The organism is Marinobacter sp. bablab_jr008 (assembly GCF_016464145.1).
Taxonomy (GTDB): domain Bacteria; phylum Pseudomonadota; class Gammaproteobacteria; order Pseudomonadales; family Oleiphilaceae; genus Marinobacter; species Marinobacter nauticus.
Genome location: NZ_JACDWW010000037.1, coordinates 1 through 16,162, shown reverse-complemented (window position 1 = coordinate 16,162; position 16,162 = coordinate 1). Strand labels below are relative to the sequence as shown.

Below are 16,162 nucleotides of genomic sequence, written 5' to 3'. Positions count from 1 at the left end.
CTCAGGCTTTAAGGGGCAGACGGCGCTGGCGCTTGCCGGTCAGCGCAAACAAGGCGTTGCCCAGGGCCGGAATCACCGGCGGGACGCCAGGTTCCCCAACGCCGGTGGGCGGCTCTTCGCTGTCGACAATATCCACCACCATCTCCGGTACCTGATGCATATGCAGCAGACGATAATCATGGAAGTTACTTTGCTGCACCTCGCCGCCGTCCAGGGTAATTTCCCCGTTCAGCGCCGCCGTCAGGCCAAAGACAATGCCGCCGGTCATCTGATCCTCGACAATTCGCGGGTTCACCACCTGACCACAGTCCACGCTGCACGTGACCTTATGAACGCGAATTCCACCCTGCTCAATACTGGCTTCCACCACCTGGGCAACATAGGTACCAAAGCTCTTGAACAAGGCCACTCCGCGCGCCCTGCCCTCTGGCACCGGCTGGTTCCAGCCCGCCAGCTCGGCAGCCCGCTCCAGAACCCGCCGATGACGGGGCTCACTCTCCAACAGTTTCAGCCGGAAACTGACTGGATCTTCGTTGGCCTGGTTGGCGAGTTCATCCATAAAGGTCTCAACCGCGAAACCATTGTGGGAATAGCCCACGGAGCGCCACCAGGTAATTGGCACGCCCGGGTCAGTATGGGTATGCCGAACCCGGACATTGGGTACCGCGTAGGGATAGCCAATAGCACCCTCAATGGCCGAAATGTCTTTCGGGGTTGCGATACCTTCAACCATCAGGCCAACCCGGCCCAATGTGCCGTACAGTAATTTTGGTGCCCAGGGGTACTGGGCTGGTGCAGCGTTCCGGACGTACCAGTCAAGTATCTGCGGGCCAACAATCTGATGATCCCAGCCCGTCAGCTGCCCATCCTCCAGACTGGCCGCCATACGATGCAACATCGCGGGGCGGAAAAAGCCATGGCGGGTGTCTTCTTCCCGGGACCAGATCAGTTTGACCGGCACTTTCACCCGGTAGGCGACCAGGGCTGCTTCCTCAATGTAGTCCTGGGTCAACCTGCGGCCGAAGCCACCGCCAAGAAAGGTAGTGTGGATAGTCACGTCATCCGGAGAGAGATCGGTGTGTCGCGCGGCGGCTATGCGGCCCAGGTCCGGGGCCTGGGTCGGCGCCCAGACTTCCATGCCACCGTCCCGATACCAGGCGGTCGCATTCATTGGTTCCATGGTGGCGTGGGCCAGGTACGGCTGCTCATATTCTGCCTCCACCAGGGTACCCGCTTTCTCCAGAACAGCCTCGGGGTCACCGTCCACCCGTTCGTCCTCGCCGGGATCGTCACCGGCGGCCTGACGATAGTGTTTGAACACGTCCGGATTGGATAACCCGACGGCCTCGGAAAAATCCCACTCAACCGCCAGCGCTTCCTGAGCCTTGCGGGCTCGCCAGTAGCGATCTGCCACTACGGCCACACCGCGCTCGGTGATGAAGGCATCAAGCACGCCCGGCATGGCCCGAACCTGATCGCGGTTGAAACTGACCGCCAGTCCGCCATAGCGGGGGCTCCGGGTCATAACGGCATAGACCATATCCGCCAGCTCTACGTCTATCCCGTACATCGCCTGGCCGGTGGACTTGGCCTCGGCATCCAGCCTTCCGGCCTGTCGGCCGATGTATTTCCACTGGGAACGGGGTTTTAGTGGCACATCACCACGAATCACCTCTTTGTCCGCCAACTCCACCAGTTTGCCATAGGGCATGGAATCCAGGCCGTTGGGGTGGCGTACGTACCCGCCCTCCGTTTTGCATTGTCCCGGCTCGACCCGCCAAACCCGGGCGGCGGCCATCACCAGCATCAGTCGCGCCGAAGCTCCGGCCTCCCGCAGGGGCTGCCAACTGGAGGCGACACTGGTGCTGCCACCGGTAAGCTGAAGCCCGAACAACGGGTTACGGTACTCCGGAGCAACCGGGGCAAATTCCACGCGAATGGCCTCCGGCGCTACATCCAGCTCCTCCGCTATCAAAGTGGTAAGACCGGTGTAGGTGCCCTGGCCCATCTCAACCCGATCGAGGGTGAAAATAATGTCGTTGTCCCGGGTGAGTTCCAGCCAGGCGTTCGGTTTCCATTCACCGGTTTCAGGCTCATAGCCGGTTTGCACGGAGGCACAACCAGGCAGATTCAGCGCCAATAGCAGTCCACCGGAAGCCGAGGTGCTGACCTTCAGGAAATCCCGTCGATTCATCGCCATATTACGCATCCTCCCCGGCCGGCTGGTACTGACCCACACCACCGGCGACGGACTCAACCGCAGCCACAATGCGAGTATAGGTGCCGCAGCGACACAGGTTGCCGGTCATGGCGGTGACGATCTGTTCGCGATCCGGAGAGGGGTTGTTGGCCAGCAGGTGCGCGGCCGTCATGATCTGGCCAGACTGGCAATAACCGCACTGGGGCACCCCCTGTTCCACCCAGGCTTTCTGTAACGGATGCAACTCGCCATCAGCGGACAGGCCTTCGATGGTGGTGATTTCGGCACCTTCAGCCATCTCCACCGGCGTAGAGCAGGAACGGGCGGGCTGACCGTTCAGGTGCACAGTGCAGGCGCCACAGAGGCCTGCACCACAGCCAAACTTGGTCCCTTTGAGCCCAAGTTCATCCCGCAGCACCCATAACAACGGGGTATCGGGTTCGACATCCAGCGAATGCTGGCGACCGTTCACAGTCAGCGTGAAAGCCATTCCGTGCTCCTCATCATGTTATTGTTTTGGCAGGTTCGGCGCGTTTTACCGCCACGCCTTTACTTGACGACGTCTTCACCATCCTTGTTTACCCAGATTTTGCGCTCACCGGTTTCCAGCTTGCCGTTGGAATCCCACACTTCACGGTTCTGGGTGGCACTTTCCACTTTGCCGTTATCGTTCCAGATTACCCGGTCTTTACAGCCGGCCAATGTCAGTACAGAAATCAAAGCCACAAAAATCAAACGCATCTTAATTCTCCCGATTCGGTGTTTCCGTCGTAGCGAATGATCCAGACGATTCCTTATCTGGAACCATGGATCTCCCGATTATGCTGTTTTTCCCGATCGTTTTTCCTGACCATTACGTAAACCGCGCCGGTGCCACCGTGGTGTTTCTTTGCCGAATGGAAAGCGAGAACGTTGTCCAGCTCCGGCAACCACTTCGCCAGGTAGCTCTTGAGCTGGGCGATGCCATCAGGATTGCGTTCTCCCTTGCCGTGCAGGATGATCACCGAGCGCAAACCGTAATGTACGCAGTCGTTGATAAAACCGAACACTTCCCGGCGGGCTTCCTCCACCGTCATGCGATGCAGATCCAGCCGGGCCTCGATCGGGTACTGGCCAAGACGCAGCTTGCGGAAAACCCCATGCTGCACGCCTGGGCGCTGCCAGCTGAGAATGTCGTGTGCCGTTAGCGGCTCTACCATATCGGACGTCAGTGGGTTCAGGTCTCGCACCGGCTTTTCAACCGCCGCCCTCTGGCGTTCAAGGTGCCCGGGCGTCAGCTCCTTGGGCACCGATACTTCGGCCCGATTGGGTTTGCGTATCCGCTGCACATCCTTCATTTCTTCGAGGAAGGCAAGGCGTTCATCTTTACTGGTCATGACACTAACTGATTCCGGTTTGACGAGTATCAGAACTCTATCACCGCACCGGTCTACCATAAAGAAAAGCTCTGCGACGAAAATCGTAGAGCCCCTCCGGGTTCCGCTGAACTACACTGCAAGCGGAGAATAATAATGACGGAGCTCCCCGTACCTGGCTCCCAAGCTTACGGATCACGATATGGCCGCAGCAAATCAGGACACTACCCGCCCTCAGAACACCCGAGCGATTATGTCATTCCTGAGGGAACATGCCCCGTTCTCCAGCATGGACGACACCCATCTGGCCCATTTTGCTGAGCATGCGACCCTGAGGTTTTACGCCGATGGCGACGAAGTGCTCTCGCCCGACGATGGAGTGGTCAAGCGGTTTTATGTGGTCAAGCAGGGACGTATCCGGGGTGAGCGCCACAATGAAAAAGAAGACCGGGCAGAAACCACCTTTGAAATCAGCCAGGGTGAGTGCTTTCCGCTTGCGGCACTGATTGGCGAGCGCCCGACCCGAACGCTACACAGGGCTTCCGGCGATACCTTCTGCCTCAGTATTGAACAGAACGCCTTCATCACCCTGTTTTCCGAAAGCGAATCCTTTCGCGATTTCTGTCTGCGGGGCGTGAGCAGCCTGCTGGACCAGGTCAATCAGCGCATCCAGTCCAAGGCCATGGCTTCCATTGGCTCCAGCAACAGCCTCGACACCCCCCTGGAGCGCTACGCGCTGCGCAACCCGATTGTCTGCTCGCCGGATCTGCCGGTTCGCAAGGCCGTAGCCCGGATGCACGAGAATAATGTGGGCAGTATCATCATCACCGATGACAATCGCCATCCCACCGGCATTTTCACGCTGCGCGACCTGCGCACCATGATCGCTGAGGAAAAGGGCCCCCTCGACACGCCCATTCGTCAGGTGATGACAGGCAATCCCTGTCGCCTGCCCGCCACAGCGGACGCCTTTGAGGCGGCAATGCTGATGGCGGAACACCATTTTGCCCATCTGTGTGTGGTCGACGAAGAGGACCGCCTGATTGGCGTGGTATCCGAGCGGGATCTGTTTTCTCTTCAGCGGGTAGACCTGGTCAACCTGGCTCGAACCATCGGCACTGCCACCCACTTGCGTACCCTGGTCAGCCTTCGCTCCGATGTCTCAAGGCTGGTCGACGCCATGCTGGCCCACGGCGCGGATTCGGGCCAGGTGGTGAAGATCATTACCACCCTGAACGATGTCACCGTGCGCAGGGTACTCGAACTTAACCTCAAGAAGAACGACCCTGGCATTCCGTTTACCTGGCTTACCTTTGGCAGTGAGGGCCGCCAGGAGCAAACACTGCTGACCGACCAGGACAACGGTATTCTGTTCGAGACACCGGAGGGCATGACCGAAGACCAGGTGCGTGAGAAACTGCTGCCCTTTGCCCGCAAGGTCAACGACGAACTGGCAGAGTGCGGGTTCACCCTGTGCAAAGGCAACATTATGGCCAGCAACCCCAAACTCTGCCTGAGTGACCGGGAATGGGACGACTGGTTTATCCGCTTTATTGATGCCTCAACCCCCCAGAACCTGGTCTACTCGTCGATATTCCTGGATATGAGAGCGGTCTTCGGCCCCACTGAGCCACTCCATCGTCTGCTGGAGAAGGTGCTCCAACGCATCCGCAAGAACGCCCTGTTCCAGAAAATGCTCGCTGGCAACGCGCTGCAGCGAAAACCGCCCCTGACCATGTTCCGGAACTTCCGCTATCTGAACGACGAGAAGAAACACTCGCTGGATCTGAAACGTCAGGGCCTGGCGCCATTTGTGGAATCCGTAAGGGTGTTCGCACTGGCCCATGGGGTGGAAGCCGCCAATACCCTGGAGCGCATTGACGCCCTGGCCAGAAAAGACATCTTTGACGCCAAGGACGCCAACGCCTGGAAGGAAGCCTACAGCCTGATTCAGGCCATCCGTATGCGTGCTCATCAGGAGATGCTCGACCGGGGCGAGGATCTGACCAATTACATCGATCCGGACGACCTGAATCCTCTGGACCGGCGCATACTTCGCGAGTCTTTCCGCCAGGCCCAGCGGCTCCAGCAGAAACTCGAAGTTACGTATCAACTATAGGCCCGCGCACAGATCATGCTGGAATACATCAAACAGTGGCTGGCCAGAAGGCGCGGTGGAACGGTCGGCGAACACGATGCCGCCAATCTGCCCAGCCCGAAAACGGTTGGCGACCAGCCCTTGTCCCGGAGCCGGCTGATTGTCCTTGACCTTGAGACCACCGGCCTGAACGCGTCCAAAGATGAAGTGATTGCCATCGGAGCGGTTGCCATCGAAGGTGGTGTCATCCACCTGAATGACCAGTTTGACCTGATACTGCGCCGCCCTGAACTGGACATTCGGGAAACCGTGCTGATCCATGGCATCGGCCCAGAAGCCCTGACTCAGGGCTACGAAACCCAGGATGCACTGCTCTACCTTCTGGAATGGATGAACGGGGACCCGATTCTTGCCTACCACTCCGCCTTCGACCAGAAGTTCCTCGAAAAGACACTGAAAAGCCAGTTGGGCTACACCCTGCCCCACGTCTGGATGGATGTTGCCGAGCTGATGCCGGCGTTCTTCCCGAAAGCAACGATCAAAGGGCGCGGTCTGGACGACTGGGCGGATGTATTTGGCCTGGAAATCAGTGAACGCCATCACGCCGCAGCCGACGCGCTGGTTACCGCAGAACTGGCACTGATAGCCCTCAATAAAGCCCGGAAAAACGACGTCAAAACTCTCAAAGAACTCAGTGAAAAGCTGCATTATCAACGCCGTTTACAGCATATGCACCGCTATTAGCGGAACAGGATCTACTGGCGATGTCCTTGACCAAATACAAGGCAAGTTACTGAGAGTTAGACCATTTGCCAATATCCATAAATCCATTGACCGGTAAAGTCGGAGGAGACAACAAGTCGGAGAAGTACTACATGAATAATAAATTCTCTATCCGCAACACCTCACCAAAAAAACACCCAATCTCCACAACAACAATACAGGAGTGATTGTATGTCAGGTCATAGCTACGACGCTGAAAACTACTGGAAGGCGAATCTACGCCTGATATTCGGGAGCCTGATTATCTGGGCCCTGGTATCTTACGGCTTCGCTATTCTGTTACGCCCGATGCTGGCGGGAATCCCCGTAGGCGGCACCGATCTGGGCTTCTGGTTTGCCCAGCAAGGCTCCATCCTTACCTTCATTGTTCTGATCTTTCACTATGCATGGCGCATGAACAAGATCGACGAAAAATTCGGCGTGCATGAGGAGTAAGGACAAATGAGCCAATTTGCAATCAACATTATGTTCGTAGGGGGCTCGTTCCTCCTCTACATCGCCATCGCTGTCTGGGCCAAGGCCGGCAGTACCAGCGATTTCTACGTTGCGGGCGGTGGTGTGCATCCTATCACCAACGGCGCCGCAATCGGTGCTGACTGGATGTCTGCCGCTTCGTTTATCTCCATGGCTGGTCTGATCGCGGCCGGTGGCTATGCCAACTCCACGTTCCTTATGGGCTGGACCGGTGGCTACGTCCTGTTGGCCATGCTGCTGGCTCCTTACCTGAGGAAGTTCGGTAAGTTTACGGTTCCGGAGTTCATCGGGGATCGATACTACAGCGCAAACGCGCGACTGGTAGCCGTTATCTGTCTGATCGTTGCCTCGGTAACCTACGTTATCGGCCAGATGGCTGGCGCTGGTGTGGCCTTCTCCCGCTTCCTGGAAGTGGATGCCACCACCGGCCTGATCATCGCAGCAGTTGTTGTATTCGTCTATGCGGTACTCGGTGGCATGAAAGGCATTACCTACACCCAGGTAGCACAGTACTGTGTACTGATTGTCGCTTACACGATTCCCGCAGTATTCATTTCCATTCAACTGACAGGCAACCCGATTCCGGGCCTGGGCATGTTCTCTACCCATACCGACTCTGGCTTGCCGCTGCTTGAGAAGCTGAACCAGGTCATCACTGATCTCGGTTTCAACGAGTATACCGCTGATGTGGACAACAAACTGAACATGGTTCTGTTCACACTGTCCCTGATGATCGGTACTGCCGGTCTGCCACACGTTATCATTCGTTTCTTCACTGTGCCCAAGGTGGCTGACGCGCGCTGGTCTGGCGGCTGGGCTCTGGTCTTCATTGCCCTGCTGTACCTGACGGCTCCTGCTGTCGCTTCCATGGCTCGCCTGAACCTGATGACCACTATCTACCCGGACGGAACCCAGGCCGCTCCCATCGAATATGATGAGCGCCCGAACTGGGTCAAGGAATGGGAAGTAACGGGTCTGATTCAGTTTACCGACAAAAACGAAGACGGCCGTATCCAGCTTTACAACGACGTACCTGCGTTTGAAGCTGAAGCCCAGGCCCGCGGCTGGAACGGCAACGAACTGGTGGTTAACCGTGACATCCTGGTACTGGCCAACCCCGAAATCGCCAACCTGCCAGGCTGGGTCATTGGCCTGATCGCAGCCGGTGGTCTTGCAGCCGCGCTGTCGACAGCCGCCGGCCTGCTGCTGGCGATTTCCTCGGCGGTGAGTCACGACCTTATCAAGGGACGATTCAACCCCAGTATCAGTGATAAGGGCGAACTGATGGCTGCCCGGATATCCATGGCCGTTGCCATTGTTGTCGCCACCTATCTCGGTGCAAACCCGCCAGGGTTCGCGGCTCAGGTGGTTGCCCTTGCCTTCGGTATTGCGGCTGCCTCGCTGTTCCCGGCACTGATGATGGGTATCTTCTCCAAACGCGTAAACAACGTGGGCGCGACTCTGGGCATGCTGTCCGGCCTGATCTTCACTCTGGTGTACATCTTCGTGTACAAAGGCTGGTTCTTCATCCCGGGCACCAACAATCTGGCAGACACTCCCGAGAACTGGGTGCTGGGTATTTCCCCGCTGTCTATCGGTGCCATTGGTGCGATCGTCAACTTTGCGGTAGCCTTCGCAGTATCCAAGGTGACTGCAGAGCCGCCCGTTGAAATTCAGGAACTGGTTGAAAGCGTCCGCTACCCGCGTGGTGCCGGTACTGCCCAGGATCACTGAAGCGAAAGACAATCTGATTCATCGCACCTGATGACAGGTTGAAACCGAACGGGCTTCCTCAGTGAGGGAGCCCGTTCTTTTTTGAGGAAACCGTTGTATGTTCTGGACATTTGTAGCCACCGTTTTTTGCGGTCTTGGTGCCGCTGGCATCGCCATGGGTATTCGCGCGGCCACCGCCAAAAAAGCCCCGAAGTGGCTGATTCCGGTCTTTGCCGGTGCGGGCATGCTGGGTTATCTGATCTATGGAGAATACACCTGGTATGACCACAAACGAGCCATGCTGCCGGAAGAAGCTGTGGTTGTGGCCACCGAACAGGAGAGAATTTTCTTTCGCCCCTGGACCTTTGTGTTTCCCTACGTGACCTCATTCTCTGCGGTCGACAATGAAAGTATCAGCCGTGATACCGGTGATCAGAACATTGTTCGCTTCACCCTTTACCGTTTCGAGCAGACGGTCACCGATGCGGTTTCGCACCGGATTCATCTCATTAACTGTGGCAGCCGGGAGCTGGTACCACTGGGTTCCGACGGGGCGCCGAGAGTAGATAACATGAAGTTGCTGGAGAGCGACGATCCACTCTATACCATCATTTGCAGAAGCTGAGACCACAGGAGCGGATAACAAGACCCCATGATTAGCGCCTGGCTGCTTGTCCTTATATCGATCACTTACATTTCACTGCTGTTCCTGATCGCCTGGGCAGGTGACCGGCACCCGGGGCTCTACAAGCGCCGTCTGGCCAGAACCCATATTTACGGTTTGTCCCTGGCCGTCTATTTCACGTCATGGACCTTCTATGGCGCAGTTGGTCGGGCCACCCAGGAAGGTCTGGCATTTCTCCCCATCTACCTGGGCCCGTTACTGGTATTCATTTTCTTTGCGCCGCTGCTCCGGCGCATCATCTACATCAGTAAACGCAACAACAGCACCTCCATTGCCGACTTTATTGCCTCGCGTTACGGCAAATCCCAGGTGCTGGCGGCCATGGTGGCCATCTTTGCCCTGATCGGCAGCGTTCCCTACATTGCCCTTCAGCTCAAAGCCATTGCCCTGGGGTTTAATGTCCTCTCGGGCACCGGTGACAGTTATCAGGAATTGAGTACAGCGGCCTGGAACGACTCTGCCTGGTACATCACCCTGGCTCTGGCGGTCTTTACCGTGCTGTTCGGAACCCGGCACCTGGAGTCCACAGAACATCATCGGGGCATGATCCAGGCCGTTGCCTTTGAATCACTGATCAAGCTCATCGCCTTTGTGGCGGTGGGGCTGTTTGTTGGCTACGGGCTGTACGATGGCTTCGGGGACCTGTTTACCCGAGTCCGCGAAGCTGACCTGATGGGCACGCTTACCACAGAGTCGCTGGAAGCCCCTGCGTTCCTCACACAGACGCTGGTTGCCATGCTGGCCATCATCTGCCTGCCACGGCAATTTCACGTGATGGTGGTGGAGAACACCGATCACCGGGATTTTGAGGTCGCTCGCTGGGCGATGCCGATCTATCTGATCATCGCCAGCGCATTCGTCATTCCCATTGCCGCAGCCGGACTGTTGAGCACTCACCTGGCGGGCAGCGATCCGGACATCGTCATCCTGCAACTGCCGATCATGGCAGGGGAACACTGGCTTGCCGTACTGGCGTTTCTGGGCGGTGGATCAGCGGCGGCCGCCATGGTGATTGTCTGTTCCGTCGCCATAGCCACCATGGTGAGTAATGAAATCATCATGCCAGGCCTGCTCAAGTTCTTCCGACCAGGCATGAACCGACGAACTGATCTCAGCTTCCTGCTGCTGACGATCCGGCGGGTTGCCATCTTTGTAGTACTGCTGACCGCCTACGGCTTCTACCGCATGGCTGGCGAAGACTACAGCCTGACGGCGTTTGGCTTACTGTCCTTTGCCGCAGCGGCCCAGTTTGGTCCCGCGCTCGTAGGCGGTATTCTCTGGCGCCAGGGTAACTTCACCGGAGCTGCCTGGGGCCTTGGGCTGGGCTTCCTGATGTGGTGTTACACCTTGCTGTTGCCCGCGCTGGTATCCACCGGGTGGGTTGCGGATACCCTGATTGAGCACGGCCTGTTTGGCTGGAACTGGACCCGACCAACAGCCCTGTTCGGTTCCGACCTGGATCAGATTAGCCATGGCATTCTTTGGAGTCTGGGGGTAAACACCGGGGCCTATATTCTGCTCTCCCTGATTACCCGGCAACGTATTCGGGAGAAGATTCAGATTGCCGCGTTCTTCCACGATGCGCAGCCCAAAGCCGAGAATGCCCAGCACCAGAGCTGGCAGGGTGAGATTCTTACCTCCGACCTGCAGGCCCTGACCGACCGGTTCATGGGGGAAGAACGTTCCGAAAGCATTTTCAGGAACTACGAACGACGTAATGCCATCCGGCTCTATCCTCAGCGGCCAGCTTCCACCCACCTGATGAAGTACATAGAGCGCCAGCTGGCATCGGTGATTGGAGCCTCCACCGCCCGCGTGGTTCTGGAGTCGACCCTGACTGGCCGCGATATGCAGATTGAGGACGTGGTCAGCATTGTCGATGAAGCCTCCCAGGCCATGACCTTCAGCCGGGAATTACTGCAGTCTGCCATCGAGAACATCAGCCTGGGCGTGTCCGTGGTCAACCATCAGCAGCAACTTGTCGTCTGGAACCATCGCTATCTCGAGCTGTTCAACTATCCCAAGGGCTTTGTCCGGGTTGGCCGGCCGGTTGAAGACCTGATGCGCTATAACCTCACCAACGCCAACCTGTCTGCCCGTCGAATTGACGACATCGTCGAGAACCGCTGTAACAGCATGCGTGAAGGCAAACCCATGTCTTACGAGCGTCAGCGCCCCGACGGCACGGTCGTCCGGGTGGATGGCAGTCCGATTCCAGGCGGCGGCTATGTCACCACATTCCAGGACATTACCGCCATGCGCAGGACCGAGCAGGCCCTGAAGGAAACCAACATCTATCTGGAGCAAAGGGTCCGGGAGCGTACCCAGGAACTGCAGGTGATCAATGAGCAGATGCTCAAGGCCAAGTCGGTAGCCGAGCAGGCAAACCAGAGTAAAACCCGCTTCCTTGCCTCTGCAAGCCACGACCTGCTGCAACCCCTGAACGCAGCAAGACTCTTTACCTCCGCGTTGTCCGGCAAAGTGAACGAGGGCGAAACCCGGGATCTGGTAGACCACATCGACAGCTCGCTGGGCGCGGCTGAGGAGATCATCAGTACACTGCTGGACATTTCAAAGCTTGATGCCGGGGCGCTTGAGCCGGATATCGGCGTGTTTCCGGTCAACGAGCTGCTTCGGCATCTGGCCACCGAGTTTTCAGCCATCGCCAAGGATCAGGGGCTGGAACTGCATGTAGTCCCCAGTACCGCCTGGGTCCGTTCCGATGCGAAACTTCTGCGTCGTGTGGTACAGAACTTCCTGTCCAATGCCATCCGCTACACTGCAAGCGGCAAGATCCTGATGGGCTGCCGACGCCTCAAAGGCTATCTTCGCATTGAAGTCTGGGATACCGGCCCGGGCATGTCGGATGACCAGCTTAATCACATCTTCGAGGAGTTCCGCCGATTCCAGCATGGTCGCGACAAGAAGGGGCTGGGGCTTGGCCTGGCCATTGTTGATCGTATCAGCGGCATGCTGAATCACCCCGTCACCGTGCACTCCATCCAGGGCAAAGGCAGCGTATTCGGGATCACGGTTCCGGTCGCCCCGGCCGATCAAAGCCGGCTGGATTCCCAGAAAAGCGGCAGCAGTTCAAGGCGGGTCTCCAATCTCGGGGGCCTTCACGTTCTGTGCATCGACAATGACGCAGCCATTCTGCAAGGCATGGTCGCGTTGCTGGGCAACTGGCAGTGTGATGTCACTGCCGCCGAAAGCCTGGATGATGCCCTGGACAAACTGAACGCACGCAGGCCCGATATTATACTGGCTGATTATCAGCTGGATGATAACCGCAATGGACTGGATGCCATGGACAGCATAAGGGAACATCGGGGAAGCGACATTCCCGGCATCCTCATTACCGGCTATATGGCGCCGGAGGTACGTGACGACGCAGGCAACCGGGGCTACCAGGTACTGTACAAGCCAGTGAAGCCTGCAGCCCTGCGAGCACTCGTAAACAAACTACTTAAACAGAAGCGGTCATGAATCCATCCGACCGGAAAGACGCAGTAAATCCGTTTGGCAAGCTTACTTTTCTTGTTGTCGACGATTTCGAGAACTTTCGGCTATCCATGCGGCAGATGCTCCGCAGTTGTGGTGCCGACAAGATTGAGCTGGTTGCTCACGCCACGCCCGCCATCCAGTACTGTACCTACAATCACGTCGATGTCGTGCTGTGCGATTACAACCTGGGGGAAGGCAAAAACGGCCAGCACGTACTGGAAGAGCTGAGGCACAAGAAACTCCTCAAACGCTCATCGCTGTTCCTGATGGTAACCGCGGAAACCTCCAAGGAAATGGTCATGGGGGCACGGGAATATCAGCCTGACGGCTATCTGACAAAGCCCATTAACCGTGCCATGCTGGAGCAACGTCTGGGCAGCCTGATCAAACAGCGCAATGCCCTGCTCCCCATCACCCGGGAGATCGACCGGGAAAACTACCCGGAAGCCATCGTTCTTTGCCTGCAAACCCTGCCCAAACAGCCCCGCTACAAAACCTGGCTGATGAAGACACTCGGGGAACTCTACTTCATGGTCGGCGACCTGGCCCACGCCCAGAAGGTCTACGATGATGTTCTGAATCAGCGGGAGCTGTCCTGGGCCCGGCTAGGCCGGTGTAAGGTATTGCTCGCCAACCGGAACTTTGATCAGGCCGTCGACGGCCTCAAGGCTCTGATTGAAAAACACCCGGACTATATGGAAGCCTACGACCTGCTGGCCGAAGGCCTTCAGAAACAGGGACGATCGGCCCAGGCCCAACAGGTTCTTGAGAAAGCAGCTGAACATTCCCCCAACGCTCTGCTCCGCCAGAAGCATCTCGCTGAACTTGCCGGCGCAAACCAGGATATTGACACCGCCTCCCAGGCCTGGCGACAGACGGTGTCTCTGGGCACCTATTCCATACACGACAATGCAGAGCATTACCTGTCGCTCGCCCAGAGCCTGTCCGATCTGAGCGAGGGCGATCTGGACGAAGAAGGCGCGGCGCGCTCGTCAGAAGCCCTCTCTGTGCTTACGAAAATGGAGAAACGGTTCGACAACGATGAAACCATCGGGCTCAAAAGCCGGATCGTGCAGTGCCGTCTCCATGCCGGACAAGGCCGCCACCGGGAGGCCGAAAAGATTCTTACCGCGGTCAGCTCGGAGCTCGAGAGCCTGGCGGAACTCCCGGCCGATATGGGGCTGGATTTCGCAAAAACCCTGTTCCGGATGGGCCGGGAAGATCAGGCCAAAAGAATCCTCGGCGATCTGGCCTCACGATTTGATAACGACCCGGACACCTTGCAGAAAATTGAAAACCTCCTGGACGAGCCCGTTGGCTTCCGTCAGAAACTGGAAGCGCGCAGCATGAACCGGGATGGCATCAAAGCGTTTGAGGCAGGCGATCTTGACGCTGCAGTGGAAGCCTTCAACAAAGCCCTGGCGATCGTTCCGGACCATGCCGCCCTGAACCTGAACCTGGTTCAGGTGTTGATGAAGCAATATGACCAGAGCCCGGAGCCTGCGTTACTGGCTGCCTGCCAACAGCGCCTGGATCGTCTGAGCAAGCTGCCAGAGCAGCATCGTCAACACCGTCGATACCTGGCCCTCACCCGAAAACTGAAAGGACTGACCGCATGACCGACCCAAACATCGACTTTTCGATGGTGCTGGCCTCTGCCGTGCACGACATGAAAAATTCTCTCGGCATGTTACTGAACAGCCTCGACGAACTTCGTGGTGAACATGAGCAATCCCTTGCTGGCTCCGACAAATTCAACATGCTCCAGTACGAAGCCGAGCGTATGCATAACGATCTGGTTCAGTTACTGGGTATCTATCGCCTGGGAGAAAACAATCTCTCTGCCCACATTGACGAGCATTTTGTGCCGGATTTCCTGGAGGAGCACCTCGCCAGGCATATCCCTTTGTTGCAGGGACTCGGCCTCAAATATTCAATTGCCGCAGATGACATCAATGGTTTTTTCGACGAGGACCTGTTGACCGGCGTACTCAACAACACCATCAACAACGCCATCCGTTATACCAAAAGCCAGATACGGCTTATTGCGCGCGAAGAAGACGGTTATCTGGTGCTGGGGGTTGAAGATGATGGCCAGGGCTACCCGGAAAGCATGCAACATACTGGTACCCTGAGTTTCAAGTCGCTGGACTTCAATACCGGCAGTACCAGCCTGGGGCTGTTCTTCGCCTCGTCTGTGGCCGCACTGCATAGCGAAGGCGAGCGAACCGGCTCCATCAAACTGCACAACGGCGGCAGCCTGGGTGGAGGTGTATTCGAAATCTGGCTGCCCTGACGCAAAAATGAAATGGGAGTCTCAAAAACGGAACCCGGGCCCGCCAACCCACTGCATATTTTCTGAGCTGCACTTATAGTGCCCGAGTCTTTCGGACTGATTCATCACGGCGTAACAACGTCTGTCACTTCCAGGGAGGAGCTCTCTCATGCCGCGAGGGCACGCACTGATCATCGAAGACTCGTCAACGGCCCGTATTCTGCTGTCCCGGCTGCTTGAACGGGCGGATATCTCCACCAAAGGGGTTGCCACTGCGGAGCAGGCCTTTCCCCTGCTTCAGCAGGAACATTTCGACCTTATCTTCCTTGATCATCTCCTCCCGGGTATGAATGGCTTTCAGGCACTGGAGAGATTCAAGCAGCAGCCGGAGACGCGGGACATCCCGGTATTCATGTATACCTCCCAGAACGCAGAACGTTACCTACAGGAAGCCAGAGCCCTCGGTGCTGCCGGTGTCATTCGTAAGCAGGTGGACCGGGACCAGCTGATGCGAACGCTGGATATCATTCTGTCTAACGTGCCTGATCAGGAACAAAGTGAAGCCATCCGCCTGGCCGTTGAGGAAGGAGGACATCACGGGTTGGAAGCAACGGAACAGAACTCCCGGGGTATGACCGGGCGCCTGTCCACACTGGAAATTGCCTATGAAGAGCTGGAGGAAGAAATCCGTGAATTGCGCGCTGCCTTTACCGAATGTCAGTTACAACAGGTTCAGAAGTTAGACCAGCAACGACGGCAAATGCGCTGGCTGGGCGGCTTATCCATTGCGGGTCTGGTGGCACTGGTTTGGCTTGTCACATGGCAGGGAGGGGTTCTGGACGACTATATTGCGCGCACCGATGAACAATTCAGTTTGCTGCATAGCATTGTTGGCGGCGTTATTGAATTAATCGGTCGCTAGTGACCATAAAGGCAGAAATAAAAAACCCCCGGCAGCTTCGCTGTCGGGGGTTTTTAGGCATTAGGCGCCTGACGATGACCTACTCTCACATGGGCAACGCCACACTACCATCGGCGCAGGTCTGTTTCACTTCTGAGTTCGGGATGGGATCAG

General features: G+C 57.1%; 13 protein-coding genes and 1 rRNA gene. 9 read left to right on the top strand and 5 right to left on the bottom strand.

The window, feature by feature from the left end; all coding sequences use genetic code 11:
- Nucleotide 1: 1 nt before the first annotated feature.
- Genes JIF53_RS02155 through smrA form a run of 4 tightly spaced genes read right to left on the bottom strand, consistent with a single transcriptional unit; the run spans nt 2 to nt 3,576 of the window.
- Nucleotides 2-2,200 (bottom strand): xanthine dehydrogenase family protein molybdopterin-binding subunit, encoded by a 2,199-nt coding sequence (locus JIF53_RS02155; RefSeq protein WP_199451752.1) that lies wholly within the window; start codon nt 2,198-2,200, stop codon nt 2-4.
- A gap of 1 nt (nt 2,201) precedes the next feature.
- Nucleotides 2,202-2,690 carry a (2Fe-2S)-binding protein gene (locus tag JIF53_RS02150; protein WP_023011385.1) on the bottom strand — a complete coding sequence of 163 codons (489 nt, stop codon included), beginning with the start codon at nt 2,688-2,690 and terminating at the stop codon, nt 2,202-2,204.
- Nucleotides 2,691-2,749: 59 nt separating this feature from the next.
- Nucleotides 2,750-2,941, bottom strand: coding sequence for a hypothetical protein (locus tag JIF53_RS02145; protein ID WP_023011386.1), 192 nt, complete (start codon nt 2,939-2,941; stop codon nt 2,750-2,752).
- Nucleotides 2,942-2,994: 53 nt separating this feature from the next.
- Nucleotides 2,995-3,576, bottom strand: a complete 582-nt coding sequence (gene smrA, locus JIF53_RS02140) for a DNA endonuclease SmrA (protein ID WP_014421934.1) — start codon at nt 3,574-3,576, stop codon at nt 2,995-2,997.
- Nucleotides 3,577-3,757: 181 nt separating this feature from the next.
- On the opposite strand from smrA, the gene JIF53_RS02135 reads away from it, so the two are divergent.
- From JIF53_RS02135 to JIF53_RS02095, 9 genes are all read left to right on the top strand, one after another.
- A complete protein-coding gene (locus JIF53_RS02135; protein ID WP_199451751.1) occupies nt 3,758-5,674 on the top strand; it encodes a putative nucleotidyltransferase substrate binding domain-containing protein in 1,917 nt (638 codons plus the stop codon).
- A 15-nt stretch (nt 5,675-5,689) separates the two neighbouring features.
- Nucleotides 5,690-6,397: a PolC-type DNA polymerase III gene (locus JIF53_RS02130; protein WP_121208670.1), complete on the top strand. Its 708-nt coding sequence runs from the start codon at nt 5,690-5,692 to the stop codon at nt 6,395-6,397.
- A gap of 210 nt (nt 6,398-6,607) precedes the next feature.
- Nucleotides 6,608-6,871, top strand: a complete 264-nt coding sequence (locus JIF53_RS02125) for a DUF4212 domain-containing protein (RefSeq protein ID WP_011784417.1) — start codon at nt 6,608-6,610, stop codon at nt 6,869-6,871.
- Nucleotides 6,872-6,877: 6 nt separating this feature from the next.
- The gene (locus JIF53_RS02120; RefSeq protein ID WP_022991676.1) at nt 6,878-8,644 is read left to right on the top strand and encodes a sodium:solute symporter family protein; all 1,767 of its coding nucleotides are present in this window, start codon (nt 6,878-6,880) and stop codon (nt 8,642-8,644) included.
- Nucleotides 8,645-8,741: 97 nt separating this feature from the next.
- Nucleotides 8,742-9,248 carry a hypothetical protein gene (locus JIF53_RS02115; RefSeq protein WP_199451750.1) on the top strand — a complete coding sequence of 169 codons (507 nt, stop codon included), beginning with the start codon at nt 8,742-8,744 and terminating at the stop codon, nt 9,246-9,248.
- A 27-nt stretch (nt 9,249-9,275) separates the two neighbouring features.
- Complete coding sequence (locus JIF53_RS02110) at nt 9,276-12,794, top strand: PAS domain-containing hybrid sensor histidine kinase/response regulator (RefSeq protein WP_199451749.1); 3,519 nt, start codon at nt 9,276-9,278, stop codon at nt 12,792-12,794.
- Nucleotides 12,791-14,431: a tetratricopeptide repeat-containing response regulator gene (locus JIF53_RS02105; protein ID WP_199451748.1), complete on the top strand. Its 1,641-nt coding sequence runs from the start codon at nt 12,791-12,793 to the stop codon at nt 14,429-14,431. Before JIF53_RS02110 ends, JIF53_RS02105 begins: the two co-directional genes overlap by 4 nt.
- Nucleotides 14,428-15,108 (top strand): sensor histidine kinase, encoded by a 681-nt coding sequence (locus tag JIF53_RS02100; protein ID WP_014421940.1) that lies wholly within the window; start codon nt 14,428-14,430, stop codon nt 15,106-15,108. The genes JIF53_RS02105 and JIF53_RS02100 overlap by 4 nt, the downstream gene beginning before the upstream one ends.
- Before the next feature lie 148 nt (nt 15,109-15,256).
- Nucleotides 15,257-16,009: a response regulator gene (locus JIF53_RS02095; RefSeq protein ID WP_199451747.1), complete on the top strand. Its 753-nt coding sequence runs from the start codon at nt 15,257-15,259 to the stop codon at nt 16,007-16,009.
- 66 nt (nt 16,010-16,075) lie between these two features.
- Here JIF53_RS02095 and rrf read toward each other — a convergent pair.
- Nucleotides 16,076-16,162 (bottom strand): 5S ribosomal RNA (gene rrf, locus JIF53_RS02090); the annotation flags it as partial.